Genomic DNA, 20,526 nt, shown 5'->3' on the forward strand with positions numbered 1-20,526 from the left:
CGAGGCGGCGACGGGGGAGGCGGACGGATCACTGCGGGATGCCCGCAGGTCGGTTCCTGCCGTCATTTTTTCACAAATGCGAGTGATTCTCAAATGCGTCAACGCATTGCGGCGTCGGCCAGCATGTGCTCTGCCCGGGTTTTTCGGCCTGCATGGCGCTTAAACTGACCGGCTTACCTGCCATCAACCGTCGACAGCTGCGGCCGATACCGTGGTCTGTTGTGCGCCGCTAGAGATCGACGTGGATACACCCCAACTGGACGAAGCCAGCCAACCTCTGGCTCAGGCCTGGCAGCACTGCCTGCTGCAGGCTGGCCCCGCCGCCGCCGCACTGCTGCATGCCGTGGCCGCCGACGCACCGCCAATGCTGGCGCAGCGCTTCTACGAGGTGCTGCTGCAGGACACGCGCGCACGCCGCTTCCTGTCCCATGAACAGGTCAAGCAACGCCTGCAACCGGCGATGCAGCGTTGGCTGGCGCAGCTGCTGACCACCGATGCGGATGGAATTGCCGCTACGGTCGCCGCACAGCGGGTGATCGGCGATGTGCATGCACGGGTCGGCATTCCGGTTGACCTGGTGACACGTGGTGCACGCGTGCTCAAGCACGAACTGTTCGTGCGCCTGCGCGCCGACGCCGATGACAGCGACACCGCCTTCGCCGCCATCGATTGTCTCAGCGCGATCATGGACATCGCCATGGAGGGCATGACCCTGGCCTATACGCTTGCCCGCGAGCGCTCGTCGCGCACCGACGCAGCGTACCGGCTGTTCTCGCTGGTGCAGAACGTCAGCACCGAGCGCGAGCGGCAGCGCGCCCTGCTGCTGGATTGGGAAAACAGCCTGCTGTACACCCTCGCCGGCCATGCGACAGGCGCCGACAACGCCAGTCTGGCGACCTCTGAGTTCGGCCTGTGGTTCACCCACAAGGGCATTCCCAGCTTCGGCGAAAGCAGCGAGACACAGCAGGTCGGCCAGCTGATGGCACGCATCGACAGCAGCCTGCAGCGCGCCACCGATGAAGATCCGGCACGGCGTCTGGCCGCCCTGCCGGCAATCCGTGAAGACCTGGCCACCATCCGCAACCTGATGACCCTGCTGTTCGAACGCATCGGCGAACTGGATGCGGGCAGCGATGCGCTGACCAACCTGCTCAACCGGCGCTTCCTGCCGACCGTGCTGCGCCGTGAGATCGAATTGTCCACGCGCAACCACACGCCGTTCTCGCTGCTGTTGCTGGACCTCGATCACTTCAAGGCGATCAACGATGGCCACGGCCACGACGCTGGCGACCGCGCGCTGCAGCACGTTGCCGCCCTGCTCGGCCAGCAGACCCGTGGCAGCGACTACCTGTTCCGCTACGGCGGCGAGGAGTTCGTGGTGGTGCTGGTGGCGGCGAGCGAGTCGCAGGCGGAGGTGATCGCCGAAAGCCTGCGTCGGCAGATCGCACAATCGCCGATCTCCCTCCCGAATGGACAGACGTTGGGGCTGACCGCCAGCATCGGCGTGGCCGGACACGATGGGCATCCCGATTACGAGCGGCTGATGGCGCGCGCCGACGCGGCGATGTATGCCGCCAAGCGACAAGGCCGCAACCGTGTGGTGGTGGCCGACGAAGCACTGCCCGAGGCACCCGGGCGACGCGCGCTGCAACGTTGAGCCTGCAGCGCGCGCGGTAGGGCATCGAACAGCGTCGGCGCTACCGGGCGGCCTTACGCGAAATACGCCACGTCGCCCACCACGCCAAGCCCAGCAGGGCGATTCCCGCTCCCAGCGCGCACACCGCCGGCCACCCGTAGCGCGCCTGCATCCAGGTGCCTGCGGCAGCGCCCACACCGCTGCCCACCGCATAGAACAGCATGTACAGCGCCACCAGGCGCCCATGCTGTTCGGCCGGTGCGCGCAGCAGCAGCGCCTGGTTGGACACATGCAACGCCTGCCCGCCCAGGTCCAGCACCACTACGCCCAGCAGCAACAGCGCCAGCGAGTGCGGCAGGCCGAGCAGCGGCGCCCAGGCGACCAGCATCAACAGCAGCGCGCCCAGGCTCACCCGGTGGGCAAAACCACGATCCATCCAGTGCCCGACCCGCGCCGCCAGCAGCGCGCCGATGATGCCAGCCAGGCCCAGCGCGCCGATGCCAGCGGTCGACCAGCTCAGGGGCGGCGCCGACAACGGCAGTGGCACCGCGGCCCAGAACACATTGAGACCGGCAAACAACAGCAGTGCCAATGGCCCGCGCTCTCGCAGTGCCCGATCCTGCATCAGCATCTGGACCATGGAGCGCAGCAGCTCGCGCCACGCCGGCGCCATTGCAGGCACCGGCACGTGCGGCAGCCGCCGCCACAGCAGCAACGCCAGCGCTGCCATCAACAGTGCCGACAGCAGGTACACCGCACGCCATCCCGCCACGGCGGCGACCGCCCCGGACACCACGCGTGCCGACAGCAGGCCGATGAACACACCGCCCTGGACCATGCCAACCACCCGCCCGCGTTGCTCCGGTGCAGCGAGGTTGGCGGCGTAGGCGATCAATCCTTGGGTGAGCGCGGTTCCGAGCAGCCCCGCCAGCAGCATGCCCGACAGCAACCATGCGGCGCTGCGGGCGGCGGCCAGCCATAGCAGCGCCACCACCAGCGCCAGCAATTGCCCCCGCAGCAGTCGGCGACGGTCGCCACGGTCGGCCAGCGGCAGCAACCCGAGCAGGGCCAGCACGCTGCCGGCCTGGGTGGCAGCCAGCAGCGCGCCAGCCACCGCAGCGTCCAGGGCGAAATCGTGGGCCAGGCGCTCCAGCAGCGGCTGCGCGAAATAGACGTTGGCCACGCTGGCACCGGCAGCAATGGCGAGAAGGCCCAACAACGGGCGTGACAGCGAAGGCATCATCAGTGTGGTTGCAATTTGAAACTGCGTGCACGGTAGCGCCACTGGTTTTAAACTGCAACCACAATCGAGGACATTCCCCATGCACGCCAACAGCCCCTGCCCCGTGGCCCGCAGCGCCGATCTGCTTGGCGACCGCTGGGCGTTGCTGATCATCCGCGATGCCTTCGACGGCATCAGCCGCTTCGGCGATTTCCAGCGCAGCCTGGGCGCGGCGCGCAACATCCTCAGCGACCGCCTGCGGCGACTGGTCGAGGCGGGGCTGCTGGTGCAGCAGCCTGCCGCCGATGGCAGCGCGTACCAGGACTATGTGCTGACCGCGGCCGGCCAGGACCTGTTCCCGCTGCTGGTCGCCCTGCGCCAATGGGGAGAACGGCATCGCTTCGCTGCAGGCGAGGCACACTCGCAGCTGATCGAATGCAGCAGCCGCCGGCCGCTGCCCTACATGCAACCCCACGGACGCGATGGCCAGCCGCTGCATGCCGCCGATACCCACGTACGCAAGCTCAAGGAAGAAGGCGGCCGGGCCTGATCCGCCCGTTCACGCACACCGTCGACGTCCCCGGGCAGTTAGCATCGCGGGTCTCCTGCCGCTGAATGCCGCCGATGCCGAACTACGCCCGAACCGTTTCGATCCTGCTGCCGCTGGCCTTGCTGCTGGCCGCACCACTGGCCTCGGCCCGCGACGTCGCAGCACCCGCAGAACACGTCGACAGCGATGGTCCTTACGTGTTCCGTGAAGGCGCACAGCTGAAAGCGCAGTGGATCTGCCAGGACCAGGTGGAAACCCATACCGTGCACGCCGGCAGCGAGGGCGCGGACGTTGCCGCGCACTGCGGCTACCCGCACGCGGTACATGTGCTGCCGCCGAATGCGCCGTCGGTATCCGTGCTGCCGGCGGTGCCGCGCATCGTCGCGGTGTCCGACATTCACGGCCAGTACGACCTGCTGGTCCGTCTGCTGCGCGCCAACCGGGTGATCGACGCGCAGGACCGCTGGGCACTGGGTACGGACACGCTGGTGATCGCGGGCGACGTGTTCGATCGCGGCCCACAGGTGACCGAAGCGTTCTGGATGCTGTACGGCCTGCAGCAGCAGGCGGCGGCGGCCGGTGGCGCGGTGCATTTCGTGCTCGGCAACCACGAGACCATGGTGCTCTACGACGACCTGCGCTACGTCAACCCGAAGTACCTGCGCAGCGCGCAGCTGCTCGGCCGCAGCTATCCACAGCTGTATGGTGCCGACTCGGTGATCGGCCAGTGGCTGCGCACGCGCCCGGTGCTGCTGCAGATCGGCGATACCCTGTTCCTGCACGGCGGCATCTCGCCCGATGCCGTGCAGATGGCATTGGACCCGGCCCACACCAACGCTGCCTACCAGGCCTCGCTGGGCATTCCCAGGGCCGAGGTGAAGGCAGACCCCGCCACTGCACCGCTGTACGACGGCAAGACCAGCCCGATCTGGTACCGCGGCTACTTCGACGGACGCCTGGACACCCCGGGTGTGCAGGCGGTGCTCGACCGCCTCCAGCTCAAGCGCATCGTGGTCGGCCACACGTCCATGCCACACGTCAGCAGCGTCCACGACGACCGCGTGATCGCCATCGACAGCAGCATCAAGAACGGCGAGAACGGCGAACTGCTGTTCATCGAGGACGGCAAGCTCAGTCGCGGCCTGCTGGACGGTTCGCGGGTGCCACTGGCCAAGGGCGAGCCCGGCCTGCAGGACTGAACAAAGGGCCAGCGCCGGGCCGGCCCAGGCACTCCACGTCCGCCACCTGCACCCGGTTTGCCGCTACCCTCGGCAGCCGAGAGGCCCGCCCTGTCCAGCGGGCGGCCCATCCGCCCCCAGGAGCCCCGCGCATGCGCGTTCTCATCGCAGAAGACGACCCCGACATCGCCTCCGGCCTGTGCGCCTCGATGCGCCGGCAGGGCCACGTGGTCGACCACGTGGACAACGGCGCGCACGCCGATGCCGCTCTGAATTCCACCCAGTACGCCCTGCTGGTGCTGGATCTTGGCCTGCCCCAGCTGGATGGCCGCGATGTGCTGCAGCGGCTGCGCCAGCGTGGCGATGGCCTGGCCGTGCTGGTGGTCACCGCACGCGATGGCCTGGCCGAGCGCGTGCGCGTGCTCGACCTGGGGGCCGACGACTACCTGGTCAAACCCTTTGCGCTGGACGAATTCGAAGCACGCGTGCGCGCGCAGCTGCGCCGGGTCACCAGCAACGGCAACCCCGACCTGCGCATCGGCCGGCTGCGCCTGGACCTGACCGGGCACCGGGTGTGGATCGACGAGCAGACGCTGGAGCTGACCGCGCGCGAATTCGGCCTGCTGTCCGCCCTGGCGGTGCGTGCCGAGCGCATCGTCTCCCGTGCGCAGCTGGTGGAGGCCCTGTGCGACTGGGGCCAGGACCTGACCGACAATGGCCTGGACATCGCCCTGCATCGCCTGCGCCGCAAGCTGCAGCCGGGCGGCATGGGCATCCGCACGGTGCGCGGGCTGGGCTACATGCTGGAAGATGCCGGCGCGTGATCAGCGGACCGCCCAGCCTGCGACGGCGTCTGCTCGCCTTCCTGGCGCTGCCGATGCTGGGCCTGCTGACCTTCAACACGCTGCTGGCGTACTACGTAGCGCTGGACTACTCCAACCGCATTCACGACCGCAACCTGACCGACGACACCGTATCGTTCGCACAGATGCTCAGCACCATGCCGGTCAGCAGCGACCTGTCCCCGCAGGCACGTTTCCTCATCGAGTACGACCCCGACGGTCATCGCTACTTCAACGTCGACAGCAGCCGCCTGGGCACCATCGCCGGCAACGCCGATTTCAGTGCATACGCACCGTCGCAGGACTGCAGCGGCACGCACCCGGCGCTGTACGAAGGTGAATTGAACGGCCAGCAGGTGCGCATGTCGACGGTCTGCACCCAGGCGATGAACGATCCGCAGGACCAGCTGGCGGTGACCGTGGCCGAAAGCATGGCCGACCGCCGCCAGCGCGCACGCGAGATCCTGATGATCGTCATTCCCCTGATGGCCATGCTGGCCCTGGGAATGGCGGCGCTGGTCTGGTTCGGCGTGACCCACGGCCTGCGTATCCTGACTCCGCTGACCTCGCGATTGGCCCAGCGCCGCGGCGAGCTGGCACCGATTTCCGATGCCGACGTGCCCGAGGAGATCCAACCCCTGATCAGCACCATCGACGGCCTGTTCGCGCGGCAGGCGGAAATGATCACGCTGCAGAACCGCTTCATTGCCGATGCCGCGCACCAGTTGCGCTCGCCGCTGGCGGGGATGGCACTGCACGTGGACCAGGCACTGGCCCACGGCGATCCGGAGACCGTGCGCGAAGCGCTGCAGAACATCCGCCGGCTCAACCAGCGAACTGCCCGCGTCAGCACCCAGCTGCTGGCGTTGAGCCGTGCCCAGACCGTGCCGGAGACGGTGGAGGCGCTGGACCTGTCCGAACTGGTGCCGCAATGGGTGGGCATGCGCGTGCCCGAAGCGATCCGCGATGGCATCGACCTGGGCTACCTGGGTCCGCAGCAGCCGGTGCGGATACTGGGCAACGGCGCCCTGCTGCACGAGGCGCTGGACAATCTGATCGACAACGCCCTGCGCTACGCCGGCGTGGATGCGACCGTCACGGTGGGCGTGCAGGCGCTGGACGACAACGATGTCGAGCTGTACGTCGAAGACAACGGCCCGGGCGTACCCGAGGACGTGATGTCGCGGCTGGGGGAACGCTTCTTCCGCGCACCCGGCACTGCCGCCAGCGGCACCGGCCTGGGCCTGGCCATCGCTCATGAGGCCGTTGAGCATCTGGGCGGGCGCCTGGGTTACCTCAACCGTCCCGGTGGCGGCCTGAAGGTCTCCATCACCATACCGTTGCTGAAGGGCCCTTGATCCAGCCGGGCCGTTGAAAGGTTGCCGAAAATCGCGCTTGCGATGCTGACCTTCCCGACTGCCGCGCTGGAGCCGACTGGTGCCTGCATCCCATGAGTTCTTTCTTCCCGGTGGCCCGCAGGGCGTCCTGCTGATCCATGGCCTGACCGGCACGCCGGCCGAGATGCGCATGCTGGGCAAAGGCCTGAACAACGCCGGCTTCAGCGTGCACGGCGTGCAGTTGCCGGGCCACTGCGGCAGCGTCGAGGACCTGCTGCAGACCCGCTGGGAGCAGTGGTACCAGGGCGTGGAAGATGCGGCGGCGAACCTGCGCGGCAAAGTCGACCAGTTGTTCGTCGGCGGGCTGTCGATGGGTGCGGTGCTGGCGCTGGCACTGGCCGCGCGCCGGCCGGACTGGGTCTCCGGCGTGGGCGTGTACGGCGCCACCTTCCGCTACGACGGCTGGAACATTCCGGCGGTTGCGCGCTTCTCGTTCCTGCTGCCGTGGTTCAAACGCCTGGGCATTGGCCGCGACCGCATGTTCATGGAAGAGCCGCCGTATGGCCTGCGCGACGAGCGCCTGCGCACGCAGGTAAGCGCCGCCATGCTGTCCGGTGACAGTGCCGCCGCCGGCCTGCCGGGCAATCCGTGGCATGCGTTGGCCGAGATGCGTGCACTGAGCACCTGGACACGCCGTCACCTGCACCAGGTCACGGCACCGTGTCTGGTGATGCACGCCCGCGAGGACGACGTGGCCAGCATCGGCAATGCCGAGCTGGTGATCTCGCGCGTCAGCGGCCCGACCGAGCTGGTGGTGCTGGAAGACAGCTACCACATGATCACCATCGATCGCGAACGGCGCGAGGTGATCCGCCGCAGCGCGCGCTTCTTCAGCGACATCGGCGAACGTGCGGGCGTGCTGCAGGCGGTCGCCTGAGATGGGATCGCTTGCCACCCTGCTGTGGCTGGTCAACGTGGTGCTCGACACCGGCGGCCAGTTGGCCTTCAAGGCCGCCGCCAGCGACCCGCAGGACGGCGAAGGCCTGCGGCGCTGGAAACACATGTTCGGCCGTCCCTGGCTGTGGCTGGGCATCGCCTGCTACGTGCTTGAATTCGTCGCCTGGATCGCGTTCCTGTCGCTGGTCCCGTTGTCGCAGGGCGTACTGCTCGGCTCGATCAACATCGTCGCGTTGATGGTTGCCGGCCGCCTCCTGTTCCGCGAGCGGCTGACGCCGTTGCGGGTGACCGGCATGCTGCTGGTCAGCGCCGGCGTTGCCGTGGTTGGAGCCGGAACATGAGGCGGCTGTACCTGGTCGGTTTCCCGCTGCTGATGGCCTTCGACACCCTGGCCCAGCTGTGCTTCAAGTATGCAGGCGACGCCGCGCTGCCGGTCGAGGCCAACACCGCGTGGCTGTTGCGCGTGCTGTCACAGCCCTGGGTGTACGGCGCGATGCTCGGTTACGTCGGCGCGTTCTTCACCTGGATGAGTCTGCTGCGGCATGCGCCGATCGGCCCTGCATTCGCCGCTTCTCATCTGGAAGTGATCAGCGTGCTGCTGCTGTCGGCGTGGCTGCTGCACGAACCGTTGACGCTGCATCACCTGATCGGTGCGGTGCTGATCGTGGCCGGCATCATCTGCCTCGGCCGCGCCGAGGCGGATGATCCGCACGCTGCCGAAGCAGCCCCGTGAGCCTGCTGTCGCGCGAGTTGCCGCCCACCGCCGGCCTGCCGCTGCAGGCCGGCGATTTCCTTCCCGGTGGCGGTGACCTGTGCGCGATTCTCGCCGAGCAGCTGGGCACGCCGCCGCTGCAGCTGACCTGCTCGGGCACCCACGCCCTGCTGATCGCCCTGCGCAGCCTGCGCAGGCGCGCGCCGCAACGCGATACGGTGATCCTGCCGGCCTACACCTGTCCACTGGTGCCGATTGCCGTGCACAGCCTCGGCCTGCGCATACAGTTGTGCGATACCCGCCGCGACCATTTCGATTTCGACCCGATAGCACTGCACGCCGCAGCCGATGCTCGCACCCTGGCGATCATTCCCACGCATCTGGGCGGGCGCATCGCCGATGTCGATCGCGCATGTGCGATCGCGCACCGCGTCGGCGCGTGGGTGATCGAGGACGCTGCGCAGGCATTGGGTGCACGCGTGGCCGGCAACAGCGTGGGCCTGCGCGGCGATATCGGTTTCTTCAGCCTGGCCGCTGGCAAGGGCCTGAGCCTGCTTGAGGGCGGCCTGCTGCTGACGCATGACGAAGCACTGCGTGCGGCATTGATCGAGCAGGCCGCAGGAAGCACGCCCTTCAGCCTGCGCTGGGAGCTGACCCGCAGCCTGCAGCTGCTGGGCCTGGCGGCATGCTACCGCCCTTCCCTGCTGTCGTTGGTGTATGGAAACCCGCTGCGGCGTGCCCTGCGCAGCGGCGACCTGGAAGCTGCGGTGGGTGATGTGTTTCCGTTGGACATTCCGCAGCATCGCGTCAGCCGTTGGCGGCAGAACGTCGGTGCACGCGCAGCACAGCGCCTGCCCGCCTTCCTGCAGGCGGCCCGCCTGCGTGCGCTGCAGCTGCGCGTGCAGCTGGAGTCGCTGCCTGCCGTTGAAGTGGTGGACGGAATGCCTGGCACCCTTGGTACCTGGCCGATGCTGATGCTGCTGCTGCCGAGCGAACGTGCGCGTGACAAAGCGCTGTCCGCGCTGTGGCAGCGCGGCCTGGGTGTCAGCCGCATGTTCATCCATGCCCTGCCGGACTACGCCTATCTGCGCGGCATCGTCGCAGACGCGGATGTACCCAATGCCCGCGACTTCGCCGCCCGCTGCCTGACCGTAGGCAACAGCCCTTGGCTGACCCATGAAGACGCCCGCGAGATCGTGAAGGTACTGGCGCGCCAGTAGTCGCTGAAGCCCGGCGAGGCCTGCTCACGTCAATGGCTGAACGCTTCCCGAGTGCCTCCGTTCAAGCTTTCAGCCGGAAAGGAACGAGAAAGACGGCCTGCCTACATTGGCCCCGTCGCCGGCATCGTGCCAAGGCCTCTCTTCATCGACGGAGCTGCCCATGCAATGGAGCATCCTGTGTGACTTCGACGGCACCATCAGCCTCGAGGACGTCATCGATTCACTGTTGGAAAAGTTCGGCCAGCCCGGTTGGCAGCAGCTGGAAGATCAGTGGCGGTCGGGTGAGATCGGCTCGCGTGAATGCATGCAGGGCCAGGTCCGCCTGCTGAAGCTGGATCCGGCCACCCTCGATGCTCACCTGGACCAGGTACGGATCGATCCGGGCTTCGCTGCCTTCGTCAATCGCGCACACGCGTTGGGCCTGCCGCTGCGCATCGTCAGCGACGGCCTGGACTACGCGATCCATCGCATCCTCGCCAACCACGGCTTGCCGCCGCTACCTGTAGTGGCCAACCACCTGCGCTGGTGTGACGGCCATTGGCGGCTGGAATCTCCCTACCAGGCCGAAGGCTGCCGCAGCGGTACCTGCAAGTGCACCTGCGCGGCGCAGGCGCGTGCTGACGAAGCGCCCCGCGTGCTGATGATCGGTGATGGCGCCTCGGATTTCTGCGTGTCCGAACACGCCGATTTCGTATTCGCCAAGCGTCGCCTGATCTCCCATTGCACCAACGCCGGCATTCCCCACGCCGCCATCGACACCTTCCACGACGCTACTGCGCTGCTGCCGCGCCTGCTCGACGGCAGCCTGCTTCAGCCCTCGCTTCCGCGGCTGCTCGCCACCGCCTGATCGCTCCGCCCGTTGCTTCCTTTGAATGCCCTCTCCGGAACCGAACCGATGAATATTTTTGACAAGAACGCCGATGCCGCCATCACCGATGCGCAGCTGCTGGCAGACGAAGCCCGCTACAGCTCCTTCGGCGACACCGTGCACTACGTCGATCCGCCGAAGATCTTCCAGCGCTGCGAAGGCAGCTACATGTTCGACGCCGCCGGCACCCCGTACCTCGATCTGCAGATGTGGTACTCGGCCTGCAACTTCGGTTACGCCAACCAGCGCCTGAACAATGCGCTGAAGGACCAGATCGACACCCTGCCGCAGGTCGCCAGCCAGTATCTGCACCCCACGCGCGTGCAGCTGGCCAAGACCATCGCGGTGGACATGCACGAGAAGTTCGGCCTCGATGGCCGCGTGCACTTCAACGTCGGTGGTGCGCAGGCGGTCGAGGATTCGCTGAAGATCGTCCGCAACGCGCGCAACGGCAAGAGCCTGATGTTCGCGTTTGAAGGCGGCTACCACGGCCGCACCCTCGGCGCCTCGTCGATCACCTCCAGCTACCGCTACCGCCGTCGTTACGGCCACTTCGGCGAACGCGCGATGTTCATCCCGTTCCCGTATCCGTTCCGTCGCCCGAAGGGCATGACCCCGGACGAATACTCCGACCACTGCGTGCACCAGTTCGAGCGTCTGTTCGAAAGCGAGTACAACGGCGTGTGGGATCCCAAGGTCGGCCAGGCCGAGTACGCCGCGTTCTACGTCGAGCCGATCCAGGGCACCGGCGGCTATGTCATTCCGCCGCGCAACTTCTTCAAGGGCCTCAAGCGCGTGCTGGACAAGTACGGCATCCTGATGGTCGTCGATGAGATCCAGATGGGCTTCTGGCGCACCGGCAAGCTGTGGGCCATCGAACACTTCGATGTCACCCCGGACGTGCTGGTGTTCGGCAAGGCGCTGACCAACGGCCTCAACCCGTTGTCGGGCCTGTGGGCACGCGAAGAGCTGATCAACCCGACCGTGTTCCCGCCGGGCTCCACCCACTCCACCTTCAACTCCAATCCGCTGGGTACGCGCCTGGGCCTTGAAGTGCTGAAGCTGGGCAAGGAGATGGACTACGAGCGCACCGTGCCGGAAAAGGGCGCCTACTTCCTCGACGGCCTGCGCGGCCTGCAGAAGCGCCATCCGGAAATCGGCGATGTCGATGGCCTCGGCCTGGCCCTGCGTGCGGAAATCTGCGCCGCCGATGGCTTCACCCCGAACCGTGAGCTGCTGGACCGCATGGTCGACATCGGCCTGGCCGGCGACCTGCTGCACGACGGCAAGCGCATGGGCCTCGTGCTCGATGTCGGTGGCTGGTACAAGAACGTGATCACCTTCGCGCCTTCGTTGAACATCACCTACGAAGAGATCGATCTGGCGATCACCCTGTTGGACCAGCTGCTGACCAAGGCCAAGGGCTGAGGGCAATGCGCTGCCGGTTCCCGTGCCCCGCATGGACATGATTCCGCGTGTATCCAGCACCGCGCTGGAACCGGCCGCGCTACTGGAGGGCTTCCTGGCCCACCCACCCCTGGGCTTCGATGCCAGCCGCCTGCCCAGTGGCCTGCCCAGCTTCCGTGCGCCGCTGGATCTGACCACGACCCTGGACGATGCACTGCGCTCGCGCCTGCTGGGGTTGCCGCTGTCGCGCTTGTGGCAGCCGTGGCTGACCTGGCAGACGCGGTTCATCGGCGCCACCAGCACCGAGTACACACCGCTGCCGGCACATGTGTCGGCGGCAGCACTGGCCGACGACGTGCTGCGTCACGGCGTCGGTGACAGCCGGCTGCTGGTGGTCAAGGATCTGGCGATCGATTCCCCCTTGCTGGACGATGCCGCCAACGCGCACAGCCAAGCGTTCCTGCAGGCGCTGCTGGAACGCGGCTTCATCCAGCTGGAAGGCATGCCACTGGCATGGGTGGCGATCGATTTCGACTGCATCGATACCTACCTGGCACGCCTGTCCACGGCGCGGCGCAAGAACATCCGGCGCAAACTGCGCTCGCGTGCCCACCTGCAGATCGACTGCATCGCTACCGGCGACCCCACCCTTGCCGAGCCACGGCTGCAGGCCGAACTGCACGCGCTGTACCTGCAGGTGTATGCACAAAGCGCCGTGCATTTCGACCAGCTCGACCTGGCCTTCTTCCAACACCTGCTGGCAGACACGCAGGGCCAGGGGCGCTTGTTCCTCTACCGCCACAACGGCGAGCTGATCGGCTGGAACCTGTGTTACGTGCACGCCGGCAAGCTGGTGGACAAGTACATCGGCCTGTCCTATCCGCAGTCGCGCGACCACAACCTGTACTCGGTCAGCTGGATGCGCAACCTGGAGTACGCCTTGCAGCACGGCCTCAGCCACTACGTCGCCGGCTGGACCGATTCACGCATCAAGGCCGAACTGGGTGCCCGCTTCACTTCCACCGTGCATGCGGTGCATACGCGTTCGCCCTTGCTGCGCGCCGCCCTGCGCAGACTGGCCCCGCATCTGCAGGGTGAGCCGGATGGAGGGGGCTGACCGATGCAACTGCGTCCCCCGCTGATCCTCGACCTCGATGGTGGCGTACTGCCCTTGCCGCAGGCGCGCACGCTCGCACTGCAGCACTGGCATGACCCGCTGCGTTTTGCCTGCCGCAACGCCACGCTGTCACGCTTCGCCAATGACGTTCTGTTGCCGCTGCCGGCACAACTCGGCACGGTGATGCTCGGCAGCGGCGACTTCCACCATCTCAGCCTGCCACTGCTGCAGCGCCTGCACGCGCGCGCCCCGTTCCAGCTGGTGGTGCTGGACAACCACCCGGACAACATGCGTTTTCCCTTCGGCATGCACTGCGGTTCCTGGGTGAATGCCGCCGCTGCGTTGCCGCAGGTATCGCATGTGCACGTGCTGGGCATCACCTCCACCGATATCGGCCTGGGCCACGCGTGGGAGAACCACTGGCGGCCCTTGCTGGGGCGACGGCTGACCTACTGGTGCATGGACGTGGATGTAGGCTGGGCCAGCCGCATGGGCATGGCGGGCGCCTTCCGCCGCTTCGAACATCCCGAAGCACTGGTTGCCGCGTTCGCCGCCGAACAGGCGCAGGCGCCGCAGCCCACCTATCTGTCGATCGACAAGGACGTGTTCGCCGAGGAGGTAGCGCGCAGCAACTGGGACCAAGGCCGCTTCCAGCTTGAACACGCACTGATGGTGATCGAGGCCCTGCGCACCGGTGGACTGGTGGGCAGCGATATCACCGGCGAAGTGTCACTGCCCAGCTACCAGAGCCGTTTCAAGCGCTGGCTGTCGTCGCTGGATGGGCAACCGGACATCACTGCAAGCGATCTGCCGGCCTGGCAGCAGCAGCACCAGCAGGTGAACCGCGAACTGCTGGCGGCGATGGCCGCAGTGCCGACTGCCTGCTGAGCGCTGGCGCCGGCCGCTGGCCGGCAATGCCAACCAAGGTTGGCAACTACCAGAGCCGGGTAGAGCCGAGCCATGCTCGGCTGCTGTTCGCGGTCCCCTGAGTCGAGCATGGCTCGACTCTACAAAAGGCGATAGCCGAGCATGGCTCGGCACTACACTGGGTTCCCGCTACCGGAGCCACCGTCATGCCCCAGACCGTCATCCCGCAGCTGCGCATGCGCCATGCCGATACCAGCCTGCCGTTCTATGTGCAGGGCCTGGGCTTCCTCGTCGACTGGGAGCACCGCTTCGAACCCGGCTTTCCGCTGTTCGCCCAGCTCACCCGCGAGGGCCAGACGATCTTTCTGACCGAACACACCGGTGACTGCGAAGTAGGCGGTGCGGTGTATTTCATCGTCGCCGACGTCGATGCCCTGCACCGCGCGTTCAGCGCTGCGGGGGTGCCCATCGAGCAGCCGCCACACGATACCGATTGGGGAAGCCGCGAAATGCTGATCGTCGATCCGGACGGCAACCGCCTGCGCTTCGCCACGCACGCAGGCTGAATGCCACGCGCTTGAGCGGGAATATACGTTTCGTATACGATCCATATATACCCTGCCGAGAACTCCCATGGGCATCGTCAACATCGATGACACCCTGCACGACCAGCTGCGCCGTGCCTGCACCGTCTCCAACCGCTCGATCAACGCCCAGGCCACGTTCTGGATCCGGGTCGGCATGCTGTGCGAGATGAACCCGACCCTGAGCTTCCAGGACGTTGTCGCCAGCGAACTGCGCGCCGCCGGCGTGCAGCCGCAGCTGCTTGCGCCCGGGCGGGCCTGAGCCGATGGCCATGATCAAGCGCCCCGATGAGATCGATCGCCTGGCCGAGTCCGGGCAACTGCTGGCGCAGGTCTTCGCGATGCTCGACGCACTACCTCTGCAGGGCCGCAGCACGCTGGAGATCAACGACATCGTCGAACGCATGATCGTCGACGACCTGCAGGCACGGCCCGCCAGCAAAGGGCAGTACGGGTTCCCGTACGTGCTCAATGCCTCGATCGACAACGTCATCTGCCACGGCATGCCGTCGGCCGATGACGTGCTGCGCAACGGCCAGATCGTCAACCTCGACATCACGCTGGAGAAGAACGGCTACATCGCCGATTCCAGCACCACGTATCTGGTGGGTGAAGTCGACTACGCCGCACGCAAGCTGGTGCAGGTGACCTACCAGGCCATGTGGAAGGGCATCGCCGCTGTGCGGCCTGGCGCGCGCCTGGGCGATATCGGCCACGCCATCGCCCGCCATGCCCGCAGTCACGGCTACAGCGTGGTCAAGGAATACTGCGGCCACGGTATCGGCCAGGAGATGCACGAGGAACCGCAGATCCTGCATTACGGCCATGCCGGCACCGGCATGGAACTGCAGGAAGGCATGGTGTTCACCATCGAGCCGATGCTCAACCAGGGCAAGCCGGCGATCCGCCAACAGCCCGACGAATGGCCGGTGTACACGCGCGACGGCAAGCTGTCGGCGCAGTTCGAGCACACCGTGGCCGTGACCCGCAGCGGTGTGCGTGTACTGACCCTGCGCCCCGATGAAACACCGTTGTGCGCCATCGACCGGATGGTGACCGACTGACTTCAGCGCTTGCGCGCTGCCTCGATACCCCCCTCTTGCACGACATGCGACACATGTCGCACACTTGCGACATCGTTCAAATGCACAGGTCTGGCCATGCCCCGCATTCCGACACCTTCCAACGCCGAACTGGAGTTGTTGAAGTGCCTGTGGCGCGACGGCCCCTGCAGCGCACGCGAACTGCACAACGCGGCGGCGGCCACGCTGGATTGGTCGTATTCGTCCACGCGCAAGACGCTGGAACGGATGGTCGACAAGGGCCTGGTGAAAGAAGGCAGCCAGCACGGTCTGAATGTATACACCGCAAGCGCCGGCAAGGTAGCCACGCTGGCCGCACTCAGTGCCGACTTCGCCCGCCGCGTGCTGGAGATCGACGGGCCGCTGCCGACCCAGGCGTTCGCCGAAAGCCGCCTGCTGAGCGACAAGGAAATCGAGCAACTGGAGGCGCTGCTGCTCGAGGATGACGAGGACCAGCCATGAGCCTGTCATCAACCGCCCCGTGGATGATCAGCCTCGCTGCGAGCCTGCTGGGGGCTGGCCTGGTCTGGTACGGCGCGCAGTTTTTGCAGCGACTGCTCAGGCTTTCACACGCGTCGGCGCGCTTTTGGCTGGGGGCATGGTTGTGTGCTGTGCTGCCCCCCTTGCTTGCACTGTTGCTGCCGGTGAAGGCGACACCGTTGCAGGAGCTGGCCAGCGCATTGCCTGTTGCGCTGGACAGCGGCACCGGCGTACTGCTCCCCGTGCAACTGCCTGCACTCGCGGCGACCGAATCCTTGATGGCCTGGCTGACGCCACTGCTGCTGACCGTCTATATCGCAGGGGCCATGCTGGCCCTCGTTCGCTGGGCGTTGGCCAGCCGCCGGTTGTGGGTCCTGCTGCGCGGCAGCCACGCGCTGCAGACAGTGCAGTTGCCTGGCCCGCAATCGCGCTACGCCGTGGAGGGGCTGCGGCAGGAAGGCATCGCGGTGCGTACTGTAAAAGGTAGCGGTACGCCGTTCGCCCTGTGCATGCCGCGGCCGCAGATCATCCTGCCCACGGCCAGCCTGACCCTGCCGGATCGTACGCTTCGCCTGGTCATCGGCCATGAGGCGGCCCACCTGCAGCGCCGTGATCCCCAGCGCGCAGCGCTGATGCGGCTTGTTGGTGCGCTGTACTGGTTCAATCCCTTCGTTCGACGCATTGCCGCGCGCATGCAGCTGGCCGCCGAGCTGCAATGCGATGCACGTGCACTGGCCGAAGGTGGTGCTGCCAACGACGGCCGCCTGTTGGCCCACGCTTATGTCCAGACACTTCGCTGCGCGACGGCAGTGCAGCCGGCCAGCGCCCTCACCCATCGCGATTTCGGCGGCCATCAGGTGCGCTTGCAGCACATGCTGCAGGGTGATGGCGGTCGCCGCCCAGGCATCATCAGCATCCTGTTGATGTTCGCACTGGGCTCTGCCTGCACAGTCGGCCTGGCCACCGTACAGGCCGCCGCGGTGGCAGGACCGACGTCACTGACGCTGCCACTCCCCATCGCGTCGGTAACCCTGGTGGAAGCCACGCCGCTACCCCCGTCATTCTTCATGCCACTGTCCAATGCGCGGGTAACCAGCGTGTTCGGTCACGTCTCCGACTTCCGCCAGAACGCCCATCACGGCACCGACTTCGCCGCGCGCCGTGGCACCGCCGTGCTCGCCCCCGCCGACGGCACCGTGATCGCCGCCACGCACGCCTATCCCGATGGCGCCAACTACGGCACGGTTGTCGTGATTGATCATGGCGCTGGCTGGCAATCGCTGTTTGCACACCTGCAGGACTTCGCGGTGCAGCCAGGCCAGCGCGTGCGCAGGGGCGATCCCATCGCCCGCAGCGGCAACACCGGGCGTACCACCGGTCCACACCTGCACATGGAGCTGCTGCGCAACGGAACACGCGTGGACCCACAGGACTGGCTGCAGTAAGGCAATGACCGGCGGCTCTCCCGGCCGCCCCCTCTACGCATCGTTTCGATACCTGGCCGCGGGAGGGCCTGCTGCGACCGGCTTTCGCACCACGACAAAGGAACTGCACGACAATGCAACGATCTTCGTCCTCCCCGACAACGGTACGCGCCCGCGCCAGCGTATGGTTCACCATCGGCTGCCTGACAGGATCAACGACCGCTGCAGCCGCTCCGCCTCTGACACCCGCACCTCCGATCACGGCCGATCTGGATGCAGTGCAGGTCCAGGCCGAGCGCTACGACGCTCGCCGTGACGACACCGCCAGCCGCATTGTGGTGGACCGCGATACGTTGCAGCGACACGGCGACACCGACCTGCTGGAGGCACTCAAGCGATTGCCCGGTGTCAGCGTTTCAGGCGGCGCGCCGGGCCGCCCAGGCACCGTGTCACTGCGCGGCCTGGGCCCGGGCTACACGCAGATCCTGTTGAACGGCCAACGCGCACCCGCCGGTTTCAGCCTGGACTCACTGGCCACCGATCTGATCGAGCGCGTCGAAATCCTGCGCGCGCCCTCCGTTGATCAGGGCATGGGTGCCATCGCCGGCACACTCAACATCGTCACCCGCGCACCGGTTGCAAAGGACACTCAACGGCTGACGGTTTCATGGGCCGATACCCAAGGGCGCATGACCCCGTCAGCAAGCTGGCGGCAGAGCCGTGCCAACCTCGATCGCGATTTTTCGCTGACCGCTACGGCGACCGCCCGCGCATTCCTGGTCGAGGAACACGGCAGCGAAGACGCTTGGGATGGCGTTGATGCGCCGTTGCTGCATCGACAATCGCGCCTGCGTGCCACCGGCCGACGCGACAGCGTCTCGCTCTCGCCTTCACTGACGTTCAGAGCCAGCGATGACACGACCCTTTCGCTGCAGGCCTTGGTGGATGCTTCCGACTTTCGTCGTGACATGTACATCGATTGGGACACGCTGCTGGGCCCGGCGCTACGCACTCCGCATTATCGGCAGCGCACGCGCCTGCGCCTTGACCAGGGTCAGGTCAGCGCAGAGTGGGAGAAGAAACTGCAGGATGGAGGCAGCCTGAACCTGCGTCTGGCCGTGGACGGAAACCGGGAAGACTACCGCTTTCGCGAACAAGGGCAGGACAAGGCACAGCAGGACAATCTTTTCGATCGCACCGATGCGCAGCTGCACGTGCTGGGCGGCACCACCCGCGTGCAGTGGACCCTCCCGGCGCGCGGCCGCCATACGCTGCAGGTCGGTGCCGAAAGCAGCATGGACTCACGCCGCGAATCCCGAGTACAGCAGCTGCACTCTTCCCCCAGCGAACCATCAACGGTCAGCGACCTTTCGTTCGATGCGCGCCTGCAGCGCCTGGCGCTGTACGCGCAGGATGAGTTTCCGTTGGGAGCGCACAGTGCCCTCTACATCGGCGGCCGCTGGGAACAACTGCAGACCCGCAGCGAAGGTCGCAACTTCGCCACGATGCGCCACAGCACCAGCGTGTTCACGCCCGTCCTGCAGGGCCTGTGGAAGCGTGCGAAGGGCAAGGACCAGCTGCGGGTCTCATTGAGCCGCAGCTTCCGCGCGCCGGCGCTGCGCTCACTGGTCCCGCGCCCGTACACATCCACCAACAACCGCCCACTGAACCCCGACGAGATCGGCAATCCAGCACTGCGTCCGGAACTGGCGTGGGGTCTGGATGCGGCCTGGGAAATCCACGGCCGTGAAGGTACACAAGGGAGCGTCGGCGGCTACTTGCGCCGCATCGACGCACCGATCCGCAATGAAACGGTACTACGTGACGGGCGCTGGGTATCGACGCCGGTCAATGGTACCCGCGCCGTTGCCTGGGGCATCGAAATGGATGGCAGGATGCCGCTGGCACGTCTGTTCCGCAGAGGGCCGGATATCGAGCTGCGCGGCAACGCCACCTGGAACCACTCCCGGGTCAGGGGTCTTCCCGGGGCTGACAATCGGATAGAAGACCAAGTGCCATTCACCGCCAGTGCATCGCTCGATTACCGCATTTCATCGCGGTGGAGCAGTGGCTTGGCATACACTCATCGCAGCGGAGGCAGAATACGCTACAGCCTCAGCGAGCTGGACATCACGTCCTACCGACGCGAACTTGAGGCCTGGGCACAGTACGCAACCGAAAGGCGCGGCAAGCTGCGCTTGACCGCCTCGAATCTGTTGGCACAGGACATCGAGACCGGCCAGTGGCGTTTCGACGAAGGCGGATCGCAGGTGCTTCGTAACACCCGACGTTCTGTCCCCAGTCTTCGCCTGCAATGGGAACTCTCGCTGTGATTGGCATATGCGTGCTGTACCCGGCCGCGTGAGACGCATCGGTGGATCGCACACGCAACAGCGGCATGCGTCACGCACTCATGGCGATAACGGACGCAACAGCAGCAGCGTGGCGAGGCAGAACATGAAGACCGCCACGCCAGCATCCAGCACCCGCCAGGCGTCTGGCCTGCGGAATACAGGCTGCAACAGACGCGCGCCATAGCCCAGCGTGCAGAACCAGGCCACGCTGGCCACGCAGGCGCCCCCCGCGAACGCCCAGCGCAGCTCACCCGGATAGCGCGTGGACAGGCTGCCCAGCAGCACCATCGTATCCAGGTAGACGTGCGGGTTGAGCAGGGTGAAGGCCAGGCAGGCCAGCAGAACCTGCCGCCGGCTGCCACCACTGGCATCGGCCGCGGCCAGCGCGCTGCCACCGCGCCATGCGCGCAGCCCGGCCTGCAGGCCATAGCACAGCAGGAAGGCGGCCCCGCCGAAGCGCAGCACCTGCAACAGCAGCGGCCATTGCAGCACCAGCGCTCCCATGCCGCCCACGCCAGCCAGGATCAGCGCGATGTCCGCGCCCATGCAGGCCAGCACCACCATGCCCACGTAGCGACGCTGCAGCCCCTGCCGCAGCACGAAGGCGTTCTGCGCGCCGATGGCGATGATCAGGCCAGCACCCGCAAACAGGCCGGCCAAGGTCGCAGCAATCCACATCCGACGCTCTC

General features: G+C 66.7%; 21 protein-coding genes. 19 read left to right on the top strand and 2 right to left on the bottom strand.

The window, feature by feature from the left end; genetic code table 11:
• The first annotated feature begins 241 nt into the window (after window positions 1-241).
• The gene (locus GIW57_RS03000) at window positions 242-1,657 is read left to right on the top strand and encodes a GGDEF domain-containing protein (RefSeq protein WP_236509126.1); all 1,416 of its coding nucleotides are present in this window, start codon (window positions 242-244) and stop codon (window positions 1,655-1,657) included.
• Window positions 1,658-1,697: 40 nt separating this feature from the next.
• Here the strand turns inward: GIW57_RS03000 and GIW57_RS03005 are convergent, their stop codons facing one another.
• Complete coding sequence (locus GIW57_RS03005; protein WP_100464108.1) at window positions 1,698-2,879, bottom strand: MFS transporter; 1,182 nt, start codon at window positions 2,877-2,879, stop codon at window positions 1,698-1,700.
• A gap of 79 nt (window positions 2,880-2,958) precedes the next feature.
• On the opposite strand from GIW57_RS03005, the gene GIW57_RS03010 reads away from it, so the two are divergent.
• From GIW57_RS03010 to GIW57_RS03095, 18 genes are all read left to right on the top strand, one after another.
• Window positions 2,959-3,408 (top strand): helix-turn-helix domain-containing protein, encoded by a 450-nt coding sequence (locus GIW57_RS03010; protein WP_236509127.1) that lies wholly within the window; start codon window positions 2,959-2,961, stop codon window positions 3,406-3,408.
• 65 nt (window positions 3,409-3,473) lie between these two features.
• On the top strand, window positions 3,474-4,607 hold the full coding sequence (locus GIW57_RS03015; RefSeq protein ID WP_236509128.1) for a metallophosphoesterase: 1,134 nt from the start codon (window positions 3,474-3,476) through the stop codon (window positions 4,605-4,607).
• 131 nt (window positions 4,608-4,738) lie between these two features.
• Window positions 4,739-5,410 (top strand): response regulator, encoded by a 672-nt coding sequence (locus GIW57_RS03020; protein WP_100464099.1) that lies wholly within the window; start codon window positions 4,739-4,741, stop codon window positions 5,408-5,410.
• The gene (locus GIW57_RS03025) at window positions 5,407-6,786 is read left to right on the top strand and encodes a sensor histidine kinase (protein WP_099821096.1); all 1,380 of its coding nucleotides are present in this window, start codon (window positions 5,407-5,409) and stop codon (window positions 6,784-6,786) included. The genes GIW57_RS03020 and GIW57_RS03025 overlap by 4 nt, the downstream gene beginning before the upstream one ends.
• Window positions 6,787-6,865: 79 nt before the next feature.
• Complete coding sequence (locus tag GIW57_RS03030) at window positions 6,866-7,702, top strand: alpha/beta fold hydrolase (protein ID WP_236509129.1); 837 nt, start codon at window positions 6,866-6,868, stop codon at window positions 7,700-7,702.
• A 1-nt stretch (window position 7,703) separates the two neighbouring features.
• On the top strand, window positions 7,704-8,063 hold the full coding sequence (locus GIW57_RS03035) for an EamA family transporter (protein ID WP_236509130.1): 360 nt from the start codon (window positions 7,704-7,706) through the stop codon (window positions 8,061-8,063).
• Window positions 8,060-8,455, top strand: coding sequence for a DMT family transporter (locus GIW57_RS03040; protein ID WP_236509131.1), 396 nt, complete (start codon window positions 8,060-8,062; stop codon window positions 8,453-8,455). Before GIW57_RS03035 ends, GIW57_RS03040 begins: the two co-directional genes overlap by 4 nt.
• On the top strand, window positions 8,452-9,654 hold the full coding sequence (locus tag GIW57_RS03045) for a DegT/DnrJ/EryC1/StrS family aminotransferase (RefSeq protein ID WP_236509132.1): 1,203 nt from the start codon (window positions 8,452-8,454) through the stop codon (window positions 9,652-9,654). Before GIW57_RS03040 ends, GIW57_RS03045 begins: the two co-directional genes overlap by 4 nt.
• A 160-nt stretch (window positions 9,655-9,814) precedes the next feature.
• Window positions 9,815-10,501, top strand: coding sequence for an MtnX-like HAD-IB family phosphatase (locus GIW57_RS03050; RefSeq protein WP_236509133.1), 687 nt, complete (start codon window positions 9,815-9,817; stop codon window positions 10,499-10,501).
• 48 nt (window positions 10,502-10,549) lie between these two features.
• The gene (locus GIW57_RS03055) at window positions 10,550-11,950 is read left to right on the top strand and encodes an aminotransferase class III-fold pyridoxal phosphate-dependent enzyme (RefSeq protein WP_089239694.1); all 1,401 of its coding nucleotides are present in this window, start codon (window positions 10,550-10,552) and stop codon (window positions 11,948-11,950) included.
• Window positions 11,951-11,981: 31 nt separating this feature from the next.
• Entirely contained in the window at window positions 11,982-13,046 is a 1,065-nt protein-coding gene (locus GIW57_RS03060) for a GNAT family N-acetyltransferase (protein ID WP_236509134.1), read from the top strand.
• 3 nt (window positions 13,047-13,049) lie between these two features.
• Entirely contained in the window at window positions 13,050-13,934 is an 885-nt protein-coding gene (locus GIW57_RS03065) for an arginase family protein (RefSeq protein WP_236509135.1), read from the top strand.
• A 185-nt stretch (window positions 13,935-14,119) separates the two neighbouring features.
• On the top strand, window positions 14,120-14,479 hold the full coding sequence (locus GIW57_RS03070; protein WP_100464066.1) for a VOC family protein: 360 nt from the start codon (window positions 14,120-14,122) through the stop codon (window positions 14,477-14,479).
• A gap of 67 nt (window positions 14,480-14,546) precedes the next feature.
• Window positions 14,547-14,759, top strand: coding sequence for a ParD-like family protein (locus GIW57_RS03075; protein WP_025873788.1), 213 nt, complete (start codon window positions 14,547-14,549; stop codon window positions 14,757-14,759).
• A gap of 10 nt (window positions 14,760-14,769) precedes the next feature.
• A complete protein-coding gene (map, locus tag GIW57_RS03080; RefSeq protein WP_100465703.1) occupies window positions 14,770-15,561 on the top strand; it encodes a type I methionyl aminopeptidase in 792 nt (263 codons plus the stop codon).
• 96 nt (window positions 15,562-15,657) lie between these two features.
• Complete coding sequence (locus GIW57_RS03085; RefSeq protein WP_236509136.1) at window positions 15,658-16,041, top strand: BlaI/MecI/CopY family transcriptional regulator; 384 nt, start codon at window positions 15,658-15,660, stop codon at window positions 16,039-16,041.
• Window positions 16,038-17,504 (top strand): M23/M56 family metallopeptidase, encoded by a 1,467-nt coding sequence (locus tag GIW57_RS03090; RefSeq protein ID WP_236509137.1) that lies wholly within the window; start codon window positions 16,038-16,040, stop codon window positions 17,502-17,504. The genes GIW57_RS03085 and GIW57_RS03090 overlap by 4 nt, the downstream gene beginning before the upstream one ends.
• 257 nt (window positions 17,505-17,761) lie before the next feature.
• Window positions 17,762-19,816, top strand: a complete 2,055-nt coding sequence (locus GIW57_RS03095; protein ID WP_236509138.1) for a TonB-dependent receptor — start codon at window positions 17,762-17,764, stop codon at window positions 19,814-19,816.
• 78 nt (window positions 19,817-19,894) lie between these two features.
• On the opposite strand, the gene GIW57_RS03100 is transcribed toward GIW57_RS03095, so the two are convergent.
• A complete protein-coding gene (locus tag GIW57_RS03100; RefSeq protein WP_100464056.1) occupies window positions 19,895-20,515 on the bottom strand; it encodes a LysE/ArgO family amino acid transporter in 621 nt (206 codons plus the stop codon).
• Window positions 20,516-20,526: the final 11 nt, after the last annotated feature.

It is taken from the genome of Stenotrophomonas sp. PA-6-5C, from assembly GCF_021605635.1.
Classification (GTDB): domain Bacteria; phylum Pseudomonadota; class Gammaproteobacteria; order Xanthomonadales; family Xanthomonadaceae; genus Stenotrophomonas; species Stenotrophomonas lactitubi.